The sequence below is a fragment of the Solwaraspora sp. WMMD406 genome, assembly GCF_029626025.1.
In the GTDB taxonomy this organism is placed as follows: Bacteria; Actinomycetota; Actinomycetes; order Mycobacteriales; family Micromonosporaceae; genus Micromonospora_E.
In genome coordinates, this window is record NZ_JARUBF010000001.1 from 3,373,388 (window position 1) to 3,389,606 (window position 16,219).

Annotated in this window: 17 protein-coding genes and 1 pseudogene; 11 read left to right on the plus strand and 7 right to left on the minus strand. The window is 70.5% G+C overall.

What is annotated here, in order from left to right:
- Positions 1–37: 37 nt before the first annotated feature.
- Both O7632_RS15135 and O7632_RS15140 read left to right on the plus strand, forming a co-directional pair.
- A complete protein-coding gene (locus O7632_RS15135) occupies positions 38–1,165 on the plus strand; it encodes a hypothetical protein (protein ID WP_278114986.1) in 1,128 nt (375 codons plus the stop codon).
- 20 nt (positions 1,166–1,185) lie between these two features.
- A complete protein-coding gene (locus O7632_RS15140) occupies positions 1,186–1,926 on the plus strand; it encodes a hypothetical protein (protein WP_278114988.1) in 741 nt (246 codons plus the stop codon).
- A gap of 40 nt (positions 1,927–1,966) precedes the next feature.
- On the opposite strand, the gene O7632_RS15145 is transcribed toward O7632_RS15140, so the two are convergent.
- Positions 1,967–2,605, minus strand: coding sequence for a hypothetical protein (locus O7632_RS15145; protein ID WP_278114990.1), 639 nt, complete (start codon positions 2,603–2,605; stop codon positions 1,967–1,969).
- Between the two features lie 170 nt (positions 2,606–2,775).
- Here O7632_RS15145 and O7632_RS15150 point away from each other — a divergent pair, with 170 nt between their 5' ends.
- The 7 genes from O7632_RS15150 to O7632_RS15180 all read left to right on the plus strand — a co-directional run bounded on the left by O7632_RS15150 (position 2,776) and on the right by O7632_RS15180 (position 11,854).
- Positions 2,776–3,720: an RNA polymerase sigma-70 factor gene (locus O7632_RS15150; RefSeq protein ID WP_278114992.1), complete on the plus strand. Its 945-nt coding sequence runs from the start codon at positions 2,776–2,778 to the stop codon at positions 3,718–3,720.
- 95 nt (positions 3,721–3,815) lie between these two features.
- Positions 3,816–5,009, plus strand: coding sequence for an FAD-dependent oxidoreductase (locus O7632_RS15155; RefSeq protein WP_278114994.1), 1,194 nt, complete (start codon positions 3,816–3,818; stop codon positions 5,007–5,009).
- Between the two features lie 37 nt (positions 5,010–5,046).
- Positions 5,047–5,463 carry a hypothetical protein gene (locus tag O7632_RS15160; protein ID WP_278114996.1) on the plus strand — a complete coding sequence of 139 codons (417 nt, stop codon included), beginning with the start codon at positions 5,047–5,049 and terminating at the stop codon, positions 5,461–5,463.
- A 344-nt stretch (positions 5,464–5,807) separates the two neighbouring features.
- Complete coding sequence (locus tag O7632_RS15165; protein ID WP_278114998.1) at positions 5,808–6,251, plus strand: helix-turn-helix transcriptional regulator; 444 nt, start codon at positions 5,808–5,810, stop codon at positions 6,249–6,251.
- Positions 6,252–6,577: 326 nt separating this feature from the next.
- Positions 6,578–8,485, plus strand: a complete 1,908-nt coding sequence (locus O7632_RS15170) for an ATP-binding protein (protein WP_278115000.1) — start codon at positions 6,578–6,580, stop codon at positions 8,483–8,485.
- The gene (locus O7632_RS15175) at positions 8,475–10,028 is read left to right on the plus strand and encodes an ABC transporter substrate-binding protein (RefSeq protein ID WP_278115002.1); all 1,554 of its coding nucleotides are present in this window, start codon (positions 8,475–8,477) and stop codon (positions 10,026–10,028) included. Before O7632_RS15170 ends, O7632_RS15175 begins: the two co-directional genes overlap by 11 nt.
- Positions 10,029–10,087: 59 nt before the next feature.
- Positions 10,088–11,854, plus strand: coding sequence for a phospholipid carrier-dependent glycosyltransferase (locus tag O7632_RS15180; RefSeq protein WP_278115004.1), 1,767 nt, complete (start codon positions 10,088–10,090; stop codon positions 11,852–11,854).
- Positions 11,855–11,935: 81 nt separating this feature from the next.
- On the opposite strand, the pseudogene O7632_RS32240 reads toward O7632_RS15180, so the two are convergent.
- From O7632_RS32240 to O7632_RS15205, 5 genes and pseudogenes are all read right to left on the minus strand, one after another.
- Positions 11,936–12,088 (minus strand): annotated as a pseudogene (locus O7632_RS32240) (LysR family transcriptional regulator); the annotation flags it as partial.
- Positions 12,089–12,359: 271 nt separating this feature from the next.
- A complete protein-coding gene (locus tag O7632_RS15190) occupies positions 12,360–12,779 on the minus strand; it encodes an HIT family protein (RefSeq protein WP_278115008.1) in 420 nt (139 codons plus the stop codon).
- A 9-nt stretch (positions 12,780–12,788) separates the two neighbouring features.
- Positions 12,789–12,989: a hypothetical protein gene (locus O7632_RS15195; protein ID WP_278115010.1), complete on the minus strand. Its 201-nt coding sequence runs from the start codon at positions 12,987–12,989 to the stop codon at positions 12,789–12,791.
- Positions 12,986–13,132, minus strand: a complete 147-nt coding sequence (locus O7632_RS15200) for a hypothetical protein (protein ID WP_278115012.1) — start codon at positions 13,130–13,132, stop codon at positions 12,986–12,988. The genes O7632_RS15195 and O7632_RS15200 overlap by 4 nt, the downstream gene beginning before the upstream one ends.
- Positions 13,129–13,578 (minus strand): DUF305 domain-containing protein, encoded by a 450-nt coding sequence (locus O7632_RS15205; RefSeq protein ID WP_278115014.1) that lies wholly within the window; start codon positions 13,576–13,578, stop codon positions 13,129–13,131. The genes O7632_RS15200 and O7632_RS15205 overlap by 4 nt, the downstream gene beginning before the upstream one ends.
- A gap of 191 nt (positions 13,579–13,769) precedes the next feature.
- Between O7632_RS15205 and O7632_RS15210 the strand changes: the two genes are divergently transcribed.
- Both O7632_RS15210 and O7632_RS15215 read left to right on the plus strand, forming a co-directional pair.
- Positions 13,770–14,339: a hypothetical protein gene (locus tag O7632_RS15210; RefSeq protein ID WP_278115015.1), complete on the plus strand. Its 570-nt coding sequence runs from the start codon at positions 13,770–13,772 to the stop codon at positions 14,337–14,339.
- A gap of 166 nt (positions 14,340–14,505) precedes the next feature.
- Positions 14,506–14,862: a hypothetical protein gene (locus tag O7632_RS15215; protein WP_278115016.1), complete on the plus strand. Its 357-nt coding sequence runs from the start codon at positions 14,506–14,508 to the stop codon at positions 14,860–14,862.
- On the opposite strand, the gene O7632_RS15220 is transcribed toward O7632_RS15215, so the two are convergent.
- A complete protein-coding gene (locus O7632_RS15220; protein WP_278115017.1) occupies positions 14,829–16,160 on the minus strand; it encodes an endonuclease/exonuclease/phosphatase family protein in 1,332 nt (443 codons plus the stop codon). The two genes, O7632_RS15215 and O7632_RS15220, sit on opposite strands and share 34 nt — an antisense overlap.
- Positions 16,161–16,219 lie beyond the last annotated feature (59 nt).

Sequence of the window (16,219 nt, forward strand, 5' to 3'; positions counted from 1 at the left end):
GACGCGGGCGGTTGACGGCGGTGGTTAGCGTCGGCGCATGACCAGCAGGCTTCTTCGGCGAATTTCGTCCGTCCTTGGTGCTGCGGCGGTCGGCCTGGCCGCTACCGTTGCGGCGGCCGGGCCGGCTGCGGCGGCCGTCACCCCGGCCGTGACCGGGTACGTGTGGGCCAGCAACCCCAGCGCGGCCAGCTACACGGTGCCGATGTGGACCTCCGGCGGCCACACCTACTACTCGTACGCGAAGAATCCCGGCGGCGGGCCGATCACCGTGACCCGGTCCGGTGCCGGCGTCTACCAGGTGCGTTTCGGTGGGATCGGGTCGCTGGTGACCGGCGGCGGGGGAGTGGTGCACGCCCAGGCGTACGGCGCGGCGGCCCGGTTCTGCACCGTCGGCTCCTGGTATCCGTCCGGCTCCGATCTGCTGGTCAATGTCTACTGCTTCGGGGCCAGCGGTGCCCGGCAGGACGCGTACTTCGTGGCGAACTTCGTCGAGGCCACCGGCTCCACGCTGGCCGCCGACGGAGTCTCGTACCTCTGGTCGAATGATCCGACCTCGCCGATGTACACCCCGAGCGCCTGGTACCGCTACGACGCCGGCGCGGGCACGCCGTGGGTGGCGCGGGACGCGCCCGGCTCGTACGCGGTGGAGCTGCCCGCCTCGGCCGCCCAGACCGAGACCACGTTCTACCAGATCACGGCCTACACGTCGGCGGCCGTGAAGTGCAAGGTGGACTCGTACCTCGCCGACGGGATCGCCCGGGTGCGGTGCCGGGACGCCTCCGGAGCCTTCGTCGACTCCCGGTTCACCATCACCTGGACGATCCACAACCTGCTGCAGCAGATCGCCCCGACGGCGTTGGCGACGGTCGACGACACGTACCCGTCGGGTGGGCCGGCACCGGCGATCACCTGGACCAACGACAGCTCGGTGAGCGGCGACTACGCCGTGACCCGGACGAGCACCGGACGGTACGCGGTGCACTTCCCGCAGATCATCGACTACTCCGGGCACGCCGTGGCGTACGCGCTGGGCTATCAGGACGCGCACTGCCACGTGCAGTACTGGCACCCGGTCGGCACCGCCGACATGACGGTCGGCGTGACCTGCCTGAACAGCGCCGGCACGCCGGTCAACACCCCGTTCACGGTCGGCTTCACCTGGTAGTGCAGACCTGGCAGGAGAGTGTGCCGTTCCGGTGGGACCTGGTCACGCCGGACCAGCTCGGAACGTTGCTCGACGGTGCCGTACCGCCGAGTCTGTGGTTCCTCGATGAGCTCGTCACCTGCACGGGGAAGGTCCTGGCCCGCAGCGGGAACGGTGACCTGTACTTCGTCGGCAGATCGTTGGACTCGATGTTCGACCTGCTCGGCGGAGTCCTCGCCGGACCCGTCGGCGTACAGCGACTTCACCGGCTGCCGCTGTCGTTCCAGCGTCCGGCGGTCAGGTCCGGGAGCCGCCGGTGGCGGCGGCGTCCGTTGACCCGCGCCGAAGTGGCCCAGGGGCGACGGTTCCTCGACGCGGTCGGGCTGACGCCCCGCGCGCTGGCCCGACGGGACCGGCCGGCGGTGCTGGTCGACGTCGTGCATCGTGGTGGGACGTTCACCGAACTGTTCACCCTGCTGCGCGACTGGATGCTGCCCGCCGCCGCCGTGACCAACGTGTCGCTGGATCCGTCAGTCTGGTCGCACTTCGGCGACCACCAGGTGAAGCTGACCCGCTCGCTGTACCCCGACCGGTGGCTGGCCGAAGACACCGGGCCCGGCCGCGGCGAGCGCACCCGGCAGGCCCTCGCCGAGGCCGCCGCGCTGGTGGCGTACGGCCGCAGTTGGGCCGGCCGGCACGCCGTCGCCCGCGCCATCGGACGCGATCACGCGCTCGCGCAGCCATGGCTGCGCACCCTCGTCACCAACCTCACGAACAGCTGACCGACAGCTGCAGATCCTCGGCAAGCTCAGATCCGGAAGCTCAGGTCCGGACGACCGGATCCAGGAACGCGCATCCGGTCACGATCATCATCGGGAGGTGGACCGCGACGTCGCGGGCCACCCCGGCCGCCGTCGGATGCAGCGGCTTCTCGTCGGCGGCTACCTGCTCCGACCGGTCGGCGTAGCAGGCGCACGCGTCCCACAAACTGGGGTGCAGGAAAGCGTACGACCACTGGGTGTAGACCTGGATCGGCACCGCGACGGCGGTCGTGTCACCGAAGCCGATTCGATGCAAATCGGGCTCCTCCGGCGTGGAACCGATACCCTGGGCCAGCGGCAGCAACTTGTGGCGGCTGAACAGCGGCCGCAAATCGCCATCGGTGTCGAACTCGATCAGCAGGCCTCGGGCGATCAGGTCGTCGACGTAGCGGGCGGCCTGCGGCTCCGGGTTGGGCGCGGTCTCCAGCATCCGTACCAACGACTCCCGGTTGACCGACAGCTTCGCGTGCCGGTGCGGGTAGAGGAACGCCGCCGCCCACACGGCGGCCTCGGTTTCGGTCAGCTCGACCAGGTCGTCCCCGAGATGCACCTCGTAGCATTCCGGCGTCGGGTCCGGCGGGCGCACGTGGCGATAACGCGGACCCATGCTCAGCCCAGCGGGCACGATCACAGACGGCATCAGCTGATCCTCCCCAGCCGGTCAGCGGCTCGCCGCGGCGACCTCATCGCTCGAAATCATCTCAGAACCCTCCCTAATGGACCTTGATGACAGTCTCGACGGTACCCGATCGGTGTTGCCGGTGGCTGACGTCCGGCTGACCGTTTTCGGGCGGGACCTACGATCGGGGCATGGCGCTGACGGGAGACGACGTCGACCGGTTCGAGGCCGCCCGGCCACGCCTGGCGGCGATCGCCTACCGGCTACTCGGCTCCGCCAGCGAAGCCGAGGACGCCGTACAGGAGACGTTCCTACGCTGGCAGGCCGCCGACGTCGACCGGATCGACGTCCCCGACGCCTGGCTCACGAAGGTCCTCACCAACCTGTGCCTCAACCAGCTCAGCTCCGCGCGGGCCCGCCGCGAGACGTACGTCGGGCAGTGGCTGCCCGAGCCGCTGCTCGCCGGCGACCCGATGCTCGGCCCGGCCGACACCGCCGAACAGCGCGAATCCGTCTCGTACGCCGTCCTCGCCTTGATGGAACGTCTCACCCCGCAGGAGCGGGCCGTCTACGTCCTGCGGGAAGCGTTCGACTACCCGCACCGCGACATCGCCGCCGTCCTCGGCGTCTCCGAGTCCGCCAGCCAGCAGCTCCTGCACCGGGCCCGGCGGCACCTCGCCGATGGCCGGGCCCGCGCGGAGGTCGACCGGGCCGCCGCCCGGCGGGTCGTCGAAGAGTTCCTGGCCGCCGCCACCAGCGGTCGCGTCGAGCCACTGGTCCGCCTGCTCACCGAGGACGCCGTCTCGATCGGCGACGGTGGCGGACACGTCCCGGCCCGCGCCCTGCCGGTCGTCGGCGCCGTCGCGGTCGCGAAGTTCCTGCGCGGCCTGTTCACCCCCGGCGAAGCCAAGCGGGCCCTGCTCGGTGGCTCACCCGAGGTCTACGCCTGGACCGCCAACGGGGACCCGGCCGTCGTGGTCGTCGTCGACGGCCGGGTCATCGGCGTCATGTGCCTGCAGGTCACCACGGACGGCGTCGCCGCGATCCGCAGCCAGGTCAACCCCGACAAGCTGCACCGGGCCACCACCGCCTGGGCGGGTGCCGACCACGGGGAACCGCTGTTCACCGCCTTCTGACCACCATGTGAGGTGCTTCACGTCGCCGCGCTGTCAGGACGGGCCGGGCTACCTGGTTCAGGTGTCGAACCCGTACCGACAGACAGGAGCCTGACATGCGACACCGCGTCATCGTCCTGGGCGCCGGATACGCCGGAGCCGTCGCCGCCGGCCGCCTCGCCCGGCGGCTCGACCCCGCCGACGTCGCCATCACCGTCGTCAACACCCAACCCGACTTCGTCGAGCGGGTACGGCTGCACCAGCTCGCGACCGGCCAGGACCTCACGGCCCGGCCGTTACGGAAGATGTTCGCCGGCACCGGCGTCGAGGTGCGGATCGCCACCGTCACCGGTGTCGACGTCGACGCCCGGACCGTGTCCGTCACCGACGGCAGCGGCAGCGCAGCCGGCGGCGCGGGCTACGACGTGCTTGGCTACGACACGCTCGTCTACGCCCTCGGCAGCGGCTGGAATCCCGGCGACGTCCCCGGCGTCGCCGAGCACGCCGACGAGATCGCCAGCCGGCCTGGCGCGCTGCGGCTGCGGGCCCGCCTTGCCCGCCTCGCCGCCGGGCAGCCGGTCGTCGTGGTCGGCGGCGGGCTGACCGGCCTGGAAGCCGCCACCGAGATCGCCGAGGCCCGCCCGGACCTCGACGTCGCCCTCGCCGTCCGCGACGGCCTCGGCGACAGGTTCTCGCCCAAGGGTCGTGCGCACCTGCGCGCCGTCCTCGGCCGGCACGACATCACCGGGTACGAACACACCGCCGTCACCGGAATCGACGCCGAGCAGGTCACCACCGCCGACGGCCGTACCATCCCGGCGGCGGTCACCGTCTGGACCACCGGGTTCGCGGTCCACCCGATCGCCCGTACGACCGCGTTGACGCTCGCCGACGCCGGCCAGATCGTCGTTGACGACACCACGCGGTCGGTGTCGCATCCGGACGTCTACGCCGTCGGCGACGCCGCCTGGGTGATCGGCCCCGAGGGAAAACCGCTGCGGATGTCGTGCGCCTCCGGGGTGCCGACCGCGTGGCAGGCCGCCGACTCGATAGCCGCTCGGCTGACCGGCGGGAAGCTGCCGAACGTCCCGATCCGCTACTACAACCAGTGCGTCTCGCTGGGCCGCCGTGACGGACTGATCCAGTACGTCACGGCCGACGACCAGGCGAAGCCGGCGGTCCTGACCGGACGGTTCGCCGCCGGCTACAAGGAACTGGTCTGCAAGGGTGCCGCCTGGGGCGTCGCCAACCCGACACTCGGGCTACCGACCCGCCGTCGGCACGTCAGTCGCCTCGGTGCCGTCGCATAGACTCCTGTCTCGCCACTGAACTCGGTTGGAGGCCGGTATGTCGTGGACGGACTGGTCGCTGCTTGTCGTGTCGCAGATCGCGGTCCTCTGCGTCGCCGTCTCCATCTTCGTCAGAGACGCGCTCAAGGCGTACTTCCTCCGCGAGAAGCTGATCTGCTACGTACTCTGCCTCGGCCTGCTGGCGGTCGACGCGCTGGTCCTGACCGGCGTCGTCGGCCCCGGCTGGCCCCCGTCGGCGCGCATGAGCCTCGGCCTGCTCGCGATCGCTCTGCAGGTTTTCCTGGTCAACGACATCTTCTATCGGCTGAGCATCATCGATTCGGCGGCCGCCTCACCACTACAGATGATGCTGGGCATCGACGACTGGTCCCTCCGGCGGCGGCGGATCCGGCTGGACCTGTACGGTGTCGGCCTGCTCGTCGCCGTCGAGATCTGGCTGATCGCCTCCGCCTGAATCCCCGCGCCGCTGTCCGCCGCCTCGGCCCTGGGTTCACCTCAGACTGTCAGCCGGGATCGCGGTCCTGGTCAGGCGCTGCGAGACCTGCCAGACACGTACGGCGTCGTCGGTGCGCAACAGCGGGGGATAGGTCCGGTGCTCGACCGGCGGACCGCCCAGGTTACCGAGGCCGGCAGGCCCATTCCGTCGCTGGCACCGGTGACGAGCGCGCGCTTGCCGGACAGGTCGGGAATCGTGATGTCGATCGTGATGATCGATCGGGCCGGGCTGGCGGAGTTCCTCCGCAGCCGTCGCCAGGCGCTGCCGGACTGCGCCGTGAAGAGGCCGCGTCGCTGTGCCACATGTCGACCGACTACTACTCCCGCCTGGAACGGGAACGCGGACCCCAGCCGTCGACCCAGATGCTCGCCTCGATCGCCCAGGGCCCGCACCTGTCGCTTGACGAGCGAGACCACCTGTCCCGCCTCGCCGGACACACCCCGCCCGCCTGTGGCGGGACCAGCGACCACATCAGCCCCGGCCTGCTGCGGGTCCTCGACCGGCTGAGCGACACCCGGCGGAGATCGTCACCGAACTCGGCGAAACCCTGCGGCAGTCCCCCGATGGGCGTCGCGCTCACCGGCGACACCACGACCTACACCGGTCGGCGTCCTGCAGCTGACCTGCGGATGGCTCGTCGACCCCGGCCAGGCCCACTCGCTGCTCGTCTACACGGCGATTCCGGCAGCGAAAGCCACGACAAGCTGCGGCTGCTGTCGGTCATCGGAACGCAGACCCTCGACTGACGGCGGTGACGTCGGCCGTGACCGCCCGGCCGACTGATACTCCGATCGCGGCTGATCCCGTAGCGGGATCATGATCCCGCTACGGGATCAACCACAAAACAGCATTGGGTCCGCTGGACGGTGGGCCGGCGTCGCGCCGGCCCGGCCCAGTCGGCCGAGTCGGCCAGGTGCGAGGTCGGGTCGTCGTGCAGACCAGTGGACGACCGGCACCGAACTGGCGTACCGACGGGGTGTTCATGCGGCGGCGCACCATCGACAACTACGCCGTCACCACCATGTGCCGACCGCGTCGCTGACATTAGGTATGGGGTCGCATACAATGGAGCATGTCCGAGGCGCTGATCATGTATGGCCGGGCGGAGTTTCTCCGCCTCGTCCGGGAATGCGCTGCCTGGCCGTCATCGGGGCGTCCATTGCCCGTCATGGTGCTCTTCGGCCCTGCCGGTAGCGGCAAGACCACCACTCTGCGGATCGTGCGAAACCGCACCGAGAAACTACACACCGCCTACGTCGACGTGGCGGCCAGAGGCTTCGAATCGAGCAGCGAGATCATCACGGAGCTCGTCGCCCAGCTGAGTCTGGTGCGCAAAGGTCTGGGTACGTTGCGTTTTCCTCGTTTCCTGCTGGGGCAGCTCGCGTTGCGACTCCCGACTCCGGACAGTTCGCAGCCCAGCAAGCAGCAGATCCGTGATCTGCTCTCCTCCCTCAAAGGGCTCAGGACACCGCCAGAGGTTCGGGAACTCATCAGCAAGGCGGCGGAAATCGGCGTGAACACCGCCGGAGTGCCGGTGCCGGGCGGGACCCCGGACCTGTTGCTGTCCGCCGTCGAAGTCGCCTTCGGCTGGCGGCGTACGAATGGGGAGAAGTGGTGGTCGACCGCTGGCCGCCCCGCGCCGGACGCCCTGCTGGAACTGCACCGGATGCACCACGACGGCGTCGACCACGAGAAGCAGCAGGCGCAGGACAAGCTGATCCAGGCGTTCCTGGCCGATCTACGGGACAGCTACGCCGGGCGCCGCCGGAGGGCGCAGGGTGACGTGGCAAGTCTGGTCCTGCTGGACAACGTGCACACCGAAGCCGGTAGTGCGTTTCTCGACCTGCTGGTCCGGGCCCGCAATCAGCATCCGGACCTGGTCGATCCACTTCTCGTGGTGGCCACCACCGGCAGAACGATCGCTGAGGTCGCACGTCCGGACGCGACGGAGACCAAGCCCCGCCTCAGCTACTCGGCGTGGCAGAGCCAATGGACTCCGGACGTGACGGCGAGCTGGTACCTCCCCATCTGGCTGCATGATCTCAGCCACGACGACGCCGCCCGATGGGCTCGCGAACAGGGCATCTACGACCGTTGGACGGTCGCGGCGGTCCACCGACTGACCGGCGGTCATCGGCTCGGCGTCGCCGAATTGCTCGCCACCGGCCCGGCGGGGACCGACGGTCGCCCGTCGAGGAGCGGCGCCGATCAGGCCAGGATCAGAAGGCTCGGCGTACCGCGCGGCGGCGGCAGGTCCCTCGCCGACCTTCTGCTGGACCAGCTGTTGGCCGACATCCCGGAGGAGCGCCGCGACGAGGTGATCACCTGCTCGGCGAGCCGGAACCTGACGGCCACCGAGATCCAGGCGGCACTGGGCAACACCACCATCCACGCCGCCGATGATCTGCGCGTGCTGCTCGACGAGCGGTTGTGGCTCGACACCGGCAGGTCGACCCCGATGCACCCGTTCCTGAGCCGATTGCTGCACCTGCACCTGCAGGCCCGTCCGGACGACCACCCGGACAGCTGGACCGCCGTCCACACCCGACTCCGTGCGCACTGCGACGATTCCGGCGACATCGTCGGAGCACTCCATCACGGCCTAGCCCTGGACGAGGTACGGGAGGTCGCCCACCAACTGGACCAGATCCTCGACCGTGAGGATGACGGCGACGTCGACTGGCTCGCGACGCTCAAAGAGGTCACTGCCGCACCCAACCGGCTGGCGAAGACCGGCGACATCGCGCCCCGGGAGGTCGTCTCCTGGACGGCGGATCTCGACCGGCGGGCTGGCACCGTCGCACTACTCGTCGCCGGGCTCTGGATCCAGTCCGACCCGTTGACCGCCAGCCAGCCGACGTTGTCGCGCACCACCGCCCACCAGTTCATCGAACTCGCCAGCCTCGTCCCACGGCTGTCCGACGCGTTGTTCGCGATGGCCGAGAAGTGCCGCCGGGAGGCAGACACCTATGACGCCTGACCAACTGATCGTCCCGAGCACGCCGTGGTGGCGTCGTCGGTGGCTGTTCGTCGTGGTAGCCACGATCGTGGTGGCCGCGTTCCTCGCCGCCGCGGCGGCGGTTCTCCTCGACGAGCGTCGGTCCTGCGGCGACGGGGTGACCCGATTCGGCGGCACCCGGGAATGCGTGGGAATCACCGACGGTGCCTTTCACTTCGAGCTCGACGGCCCCGACGGAGAGGCGGCGAGCATGCGCAGGGTGCTTGAGCTGATCCGCGAGGCGAACGACGACGTGCGCGACAGCGGCGATCTCTGGTTCAGCGTGGCGTACGTGTTGCCGATGCCGTGGCGAGGTCAGGGTGCCTATCCCGCCGTCAACGTCGTGCACCAGCTCTATGGGGCGTACGCCGCCCAGACACAGGCGAACGAGCGCAACGACCGGCTGAAGATGCGCCTGCTGGTGGCGAACACCGGACACGACGGTGTCGCCTGGGAACAGGTCGCGCAGGACCTGATCGATCGACGCGGCTCGGACCGCCTCGCGGCGGTGGCCGGGCTCGGTCCGAGCCGGGACACCACGAAGGAGTTCGTCGCCAAACTGTCCGAGGCCGGAATCCCGATGGTGGGCGCGACCATCACCGCCGACGACCTGAACGGCGCCAACTACCCGCACCTGTACCGGGTGTCGCCGACCAACGCCGACGAGGTGGCCGTCGGGCTGCGATATCTCCGAGGCGTGTCGGAGTCAGCCGACGTGAACCCGTACCTGTTGACGGTCGGCGGCCAGGACGACACGTACGTGGCGACGTTGAAGGAAGCGTTTCGGGCGACGTTCCCGGACGCCTTTTCCGCCCGGACCCTCGATCCGGACGAGAACGGGCACAACCAGGCACTCGAAGCGTTGGCCGGTGACCTCTGCGCTTCCGGCCTCCCGGTGGTCGCCTACTTCGCCGGCCGCGCCGCCTCGCTGCGGACCTTTCTGATGGCGTTGGGGGAGCAGTGTCCCCGCAACCACTCGGTGACGGTGCTGTCCGGCGACGACGCCAGCGCACTGGTCGGCACGTTCACGCCGGAGCAGACGGCGGCACTCCAGGGAAAGGCGATCACGCTCGTCTACACCGGGCTGACCCATCCAGAACAATGGATTACCAAACCGGTCGAACTGGATAATCTTCGAGAGATCGTGGCGGATAGGATGCCGTACGCCGCCGCCGGTCTCGCCACCGGCGGAACCATCATGGCCTACGACGCGGTGCGGCTGGCAGTTCGTGCCCTGCTCAACGTCGCACCCTCGCAAGAGGACCTGGGCCAGCTGGACTCGCTCAGCAACGGTTTCGCGCAGATCAACACGGATTCGCCGTACTGCGGGGCCTCTGGTCCGATCGCGCTGGAGGCGAACCGGCCCGAGGCAGCAGGCAACACGGTCAACAAGCCCATCCCCGTCATCGAGATCACTGCCGCCGGTGTCGCCCAGGTACGCACGCTGCTGTCGCCGACCGAGCCGGAGAACGGCGGTGTCACCTGGGACGGCAAATGCCCGGTTCAACAGGGCATGGCTGGCTAGCCACGGCGTCCGCGTACGGCGGGCCGGCCCGATCGACCATCGCGATAGGCTCGCTGCCCGTGAGCCCGTCGCGTGGAGAATCGCAGGCCGTCAGCCACGATGGGATCGTCATCCCGGAGGCGTCCGTCGCTCGCGACGACGGTTCCGTTCCGGTCGTGGAGAAGGTCGCGGAGAAGGTCGCGGAGCCGACGGACCACCCTGGGTGGCTGCGGCGGCACCGACGCTGGTGGTACCCGCTGGTCGTGGCCGTGCTGCTCGGGCAGATGGCGTTCGCGATGGTCACCACCGCGCTCGCCCAGGCCCCGACGATCGACGAGCCGGTGTACGTCGGCGCGGCCGCGCTCTACCCGCAGGGCGGCGGCCTGCAGGTCAACCCGGAGCATCCGCCGTTGGGCAAGCTGATTATCGGGGCCGGCCTCGCGTTCGCCGACCCCCGGATCGATCCGGGCTTCCGGGGCAACCAGACGGACCTCGGCCGGCACGTGCTGTACGAGGCGGGAAACGACGCCGACCGACTGCTGCTCCTGGCCCGGCTGCCGATGATCGGGCTGACCCTCGCGTTCGGCCTGGTGGTCCTCGCGTTCGCCCGGGACCTGACCGGGCCGGCGGGCGGCCTCGCGGCGCTGGCCCTGTACGCGTTCACCCCCGACGTGATCGCCCACGGCTCGCTGGCGACGCTGGACGTACCGACCGCCGGCTTCCTGCTGACGTCGGTCTGGCTGCTGTGGCGGGCTCGGCGGCGGCCCTGGATCTACCTGCCGGCCGCCGGCCTGGCGCTCGGCGCGGCGCTGGCCACCAAGATGAGCGCCTTGGCCGCCGTACCGGTGCTGCTGGCGCTCGCCACCTGGTCGGTCTGGCGGGCCCGGCCGGCCGCGCCCAGGCCGCGACTGCTGGCCGTCGCCGGCATGGCCGCGATCGCGGTCGGGCTGCTCGCGGTGGCGACGGTGTGGGCGAGTTACCTGGTGGTCGACTGGCGCCTGCCGACGGTGGCAGCCGACGCGGTGCCGGTGGTGGACGGGCTACGCGGGACGGTGATCAACTGGTTGCCGTTCCCGGAGTCGTTCCGTGACGGCATGCGGATCCAGTTCGGCTTCGAGGACCGGGTGTGGGGCGGCTACCTGTTCGGCCAGACGTACTCCGGCTCGCGGTGGTACTACCTGCCGGCCGCGCTGCTGGTGAAGAGCCCACTCGGCGCGCTGGCGCTCTGGCTGGTCGGCGCGATCGTCATGCTGACCGTGCCCCGGCTGCGGGCGGCCGCCGCGTACCTGCTGCTGCCGGCGGGCGTCCTGCTGGCGGCGGCGATGACCAGCGACCGCGACCTCGGCGTCCGCTACGCGATCGTCATCCCGATGTTCCTGGCGGTGGCTGCGGCGGCCGTGACCGCCGTACGGTGGCCGGCCGGCGCCGCCCGCTACGTCCGGCCGACGGCGGCCGTGCTGGTCGCGCTGGTCGCGGTCAGTTCGCTCCGCGCGTTTCCGTTCTACCTGCCGTACGCCAACGAGGCGTTCGGCGGCCCGGCCCGCACCTACCACCATCTGCACGACTCGAACGTGGACTGGGGGCAGGACCTGGCGCGGTTGGCCGACCGGCTGCGGCAGCGCTACCCGGACGAACGGGTGTGGCTGGCCTACAAGGGTGCCGGCGTCCCGGAGTATTACGGCATCACCGCGTCCGACCCGCGCGACGCGGCTCCCGAGGAGGTACGCGGCTTGTTGGTGGTCTCCAACACCTGGGTGGCGACCACCGGCGGTGAGCTGCGCGAGCTGATCGACAGCAGCCAGCCGATCGAGCAAATCGGACACTCGATCACCATCTTCCGTCGCTGACCCCGCTCGGTTGTCACCCGTTGCCGTATCGCCCGGGACGATGCGACCTCACCAGCGCTGATCGGCCGCGAGCTGGTCGGCGATCCGGGTCGGTCGCCGATCGAACAGCGGTACGCCGAGCTGCCGCTCCAGGTCGCGGATCTGCCGGCTCAGCGGCGGCTGCGCCATGTGCAACCGCCGCGCCGCGCCCTCGAAGCTGCCCTCCTCGGCGGCGACGACGCCGGCGCGCTGCACCGCGTCGACCTGCTGTACGCGGTCAGCAACGTCGACGGCACCGGCGACACGGTCAACGTGCTGCGGCTGCACCGCCACGCCACCCGGGCCACCCTGGTGGCCCGGGTCACGGACCCCCGGCTGCACGGCCCGTCGACGGCCGCGTTCGACGGCCGGGACCTGCTGGTGGTCAAACCTCCAGTACGGGGCCACCGACCCGGTACTGCCGTACACGGTGGTGCCGCTGCCCGCCCGCCGGTGACCTCGACCCCGTCGTCTCACCGGGTCAGGATCAGTCGGCGGGCAGCGCGGCGGCGATCCGCTCGGCGTACTGCCGGGCCTGCGCGTCGTCGGCGTAGCGGGTGCGCGGCCAGAAGAAGCCGCGCAGGCCGTCACCCTTGGTACGGGGCACGACGTGGGTGTGCAGATGCGGCACCGACTGGGACACCCGGTTGTTGATCGCGACGAACGTGCCGCCCGCGTCGAGTCCGGCTTCGACCGCCGCCGCGACCCGCTGCACCAACGCGAAATAGCCCGCCAGATCGGCCGGCGGCAGATCGGTCAGCGTCACCAGATGCGGGCGGGGCGAGATCAACACGTGCCCCCGGAACACCGGCCGGGTGTCCAGGAACGCCACCCCGGCGGCCGTGTCGGCGACCCGCCAGGCAGGGGAGTCGCCGGCCACGATCCGGCAGAACACGCATCCGTTCACCGGGGCAGGTTAGCCGCTGGCCGGTCCGGTCGCCGAATGCTCGACGCGCAGGTTCCAGCGGACCTCGTCGTCGGCGCAGACCACGTCGGCGCGGGACCAGGGCCGCGCCACGACCGCCAGGTCCCCGCCGAGGCAGTCGATGGTGATCCACAGGGTGCCCGTCGGGATCTCGACCGTGCCGACCAGTGCCGGGCCGCGTGTCGCGGTCACCGAGACGACCGTACGGGCACCGACGGCTGCGTACCGTCGGTGTCGCCACCATCGGCGTCGGGCGGTTCGGCGATGCACGCCACGGTGGCAGCTGCGACGGCGACCGCGAGTACGGCGAGCGTCGCCCACCTGACGACGGTCATTCGTAGCGTTCCAGGATCTGCTTCATCTGGTCGATCTCCTCCTGCTGCGACTCTACGATCTGCGCGCACAACTCGATGATCTCGGGATCGGTGATGTCCGATCGTTCGCAGACCAGGATCGCCCGTGAGTGGTGCGGGATCATCGACTTGAGGAACTGTTCGTTGCCGATGAAGGTCTCCTGTCGGCCGAGGACGAAGGCGACGACGAACAGCGCGGCGAAGCCGATAGTGAGAACGACGTTGAGGGCCCGGTTCTTGAACATGATCCACATGACACCGAGCATGATCAGACCCATCGGGGCGACCATCATCACCGCCATGTAGGTGTTGCTCAGGTTCAGGTAAAAATCGTCGAACGTCCAGATCATCGAGTACGTCAGCAGCAGCATCACGATGAAACTGAGGGTCAGGGCGAGGCCCAGCCGCAGGTAACTCCGGTTCGTCATCAACTTCTCCGTTGATCGTCCGAGCGGGTGGCGCGGTCGCCCGTGGCAGACGACACGTTCCTGGCGTACCCCGACCGCCCCGGCGGTAACGCCGCCGGCCGTTCCCTTGTCGGCGCGGTCCGTGGCGGTGACCCGGTCCCGTGGCGGGGTGTTCCTACCCTGAGGATCGACCGGGCTGACGGGAGAACACGATGTCCCTACTGGATCACCTGCCGACCATCCTGGCGGTCGCCGTCGGCGGCGTGCTGACCTACGTCGGCACCGGGTTGACCGAGCGCAGCCGGTGGCGTCGGGAGCTTGGCGTACGGTGGGACGAGCGCCGGCTCGCCGCCTACACCGAGTTCGCCGCCACCGCCAAACGAATCGCCCTGCTCTCCTCCCGGGTGCTGGCCTGCCGAGGACTGATCACGTCGATCAGCCCGATCGGCCGCGACGAAGGGCTGGCGTTGCTCGGGCAGGCCGAGTCGGACCGCTCGGTGCGGTTCGAGTCGATCCTGCTGCTCGCCGACGGTCCGACGATCACCGCCGCCCAGGCGTTGACCGAGACGCTGTGGCGGCTGGAGGGCTTCGCGACCGGCGACGAACCGGTCGACGACCAGATCTGGCGCGACGGGTTCGCGGACTACCGGCGGGCCAGGGCCGAGTTCTACCAGCGGGCCCGGACCGACATGGGGGTACGGGCCGCCGAGATCCCGCTGACGGCGGTGGCGTCCCGCCAGGTCAACCCACCCGGCTCGCTCGCCGCCACCGGCACCGACTGAACCTCGCTTGTCGACCGGCGGGACCCGTCACGCAGTTCCCGACCGGACGCCTCAGGGCGCGGGTACGCGGCCACGGGCGAGCCGGTCGACCCGGCGCAGCGCCGTGCGTCGACGCGACGCGGGCGGCAGACTGGTCGGGTGACCGTAGCCGGATCCGGCCCGTACGTTGACCTTCGAGATCGCGGCGGTCCCGCTGGCGCCGGAAGCGGCCCGGTTCCGGGTCCTGGAGCAGGACGTCTACCTGCCGAAGGTGACCACCTCCGGGCCACGGTTCCGCTACGCGCACCGGGACTTCAGCCCGGTCGGCGAACAACCGCTGCACGTCGGCCGGGAGCTGCGGGTGTTGCTCGCGCTCCCGGCCGACGTGACGGCCATGCCGGTGACTTTCACGCTCCGGGCGTCGGTGGCCGTGGCCGGCCTGCCCGGTCAGGTACCGCTGTTCGGGCGGCGCACCGTCGAGTTCCGGGTGCACCGTACGTCGAGCCTGGCTCACATCCGTACGTCGAGCCAGACGAGCCGGTGATCCGAGGTGGGGAAGCCGCCGGGTAGCGCCGGGTCGTAGTCGCCGACCAGCCGGAACAGCGGGTCCGTCGGCACCGGCCAGAAGACGCCGCTGCCGCGTACGGGCAGTCCACGGCTGGGCAGTACGTAGTCGACCCGCAGGTTGCCCGGGGTGTTGTCGGCGAAGTCCGCCGTGTCGTGGCGCGGGTCGCCCTCGTGGGTCAGGTTCGCCCCGCCCTGGCGGTCGGTGGCGGCCGGTCCGCCGGCGCTGGTCGGCGGCGTCCGGTCGTTGACCAGCGGATGCTCGGTGACCTGCTGGGCGGCGCCGGGGATGCTGTCGCCGTCGTACGGGTCGGAGTTGAGGTCTCCGGCGATGACGAACCGGGCACCCGGTCGCAGACCGCCCCGGCGGCCCCGGTCGTCGTAGACGTAGCCGGAGCGGCCCGGCGAGACGTAGTCGGCCCAGAACCGGATCTCGTCGTGGTTGCGGCGGCCGTTGCGGTCCTCCGGGCCGTCGAACACCGGTGGCGTCGGGTGGCTGGCCAGCAGGTGCACGGTCCGGCCGCCGACTCGTACCGGTACGTCCCAGTGGCTCTTGGACGACAGCCGTACGTCGGCGAGGGCCTCGGGGGAGAACCAGTCGGCCGGTTCGGGGGTGGCCGGGTCGTCGGGCAGCAGCGCGTCAGGCATGTCCTGCCAGCGGAACGTCTGGAAGGTTCGCACCGACCACCGGTCGATCGGGTAGCGCGAGTACACGGCCATGCCGTACTGGCCGGGGAAGAACCCGAAGCCGTACGCGTCGTCCGGGCCGCCGACCGTACCGTCGCGGTTGAGGTCGTGCCCGGAGGGCACGCCGGTGTTCGACGCGGCGGCGAACCGGTACGGGTAGTGGATCGGCCTGGCCCCGCCCTGCCCCCGGGACAGGTAGTTGCGCTGGAATAACTCCAGCGACCGCCCCTCGGCGTCGTGGTCGAACTCGTTGATCAGCAGGACGTCGGGCCGGACCCGCTGGATCACCTCGGCGACGTTGGCGGCCTGCGCGTTGCCCGGCGTCGACAGATCGGCGACCAGGCCGCCTTCGGTCGCGCGGTTCAACGACGCGTTGAAGGTGGCGAACCGGATCCCGCCCGGCGTGCCGTGCCCGCCGCCGTGGCCCTTGCCGTTGTGCCGGCCGCTGTCGCCGGCGGGCCGGCCGTCACCGGCGTTCGCCGCCGCCGCGCCCGCGCCGCCGCCGGCTCCGAGGGCGGCCGCGATCGCGCCGGCCAGTAGGGCCGTCACCACCGTGCGGGCCGCCGATCGGGTCCGATTGCTCCGTGTCACCTGTCGCCACCTCCAGGGCATGCCGGCCACCGTCTGGTCCGCCACCGTCCGGGGAAGCA